Here is a 478-nt window from a genome sequence, read left to right as displayed (position 1 = left end):
CCCCCGGAGGGCTCACCCTTGTCTGTCTTCGCCACCCTGGTCGAGCAGCTCGCCGACCTGCTCCGCCCCCTGTTCGGCCTGCCCGCCGCGGCCGCCGCGATCATCGCGTTCACGGCCCTCGTACGCCTCCTCGTCCACCCGCTCTCCCGGGCCGCCGCACGCGGGCAGAAGGCGCGGACCGCGCTCCAGCCGCGCATCGCCGAACTGCGCCGCAAGCACGGCAGGAACCCCGAGAAGCTCCAGAAGGCCGTGCTGGAACTGCACGCCGAGGAGAAGGTGTCCCCGCTGTCCGGCTGCCTGCCCAGCCTGCTCCAGCTCCCCGCGTTCTTCCTGCTCTACCACCTCTTCTCCAGCGGCACGATCGGGGGCGAGCCCAACACGCTGCTCACCCACCAGCTCCTCGACGCGCCCCTCGGCGGCCGGTGGGCGGACGCCCTCGGCGACGGTGGCGTGTTCGGCGGGGCCGGCCTGGTGTACC

1 protein-coding gene is annotated in these 478 nt (G+C 73.4%); it reads left to right on the top strand.

Annotated elements, in window-relative coordinates; translation table 11 throughout:
* Positions 1 to 18: 18 nt before the first annotated feature.
* The coding region (locus LPA54_RS37400) for a YidC/Oxa1 family membrane protein insertase (protein ID WP_228984900.1) at positions 19 to 478 on the top strand (460 nt) is incomplete at its 3' end.

The organism is Streptomyces sp. DH12 (assembly GCF_020873895.1).
Lineage (GTDB): Bacteria > Actinomycetota > Actinomycetes > Streptomycetales > Streptomycetaceae > Streptomyces.
This window is presented reverse-complemented; position numbering and strand designations above follow the sequence as displayed.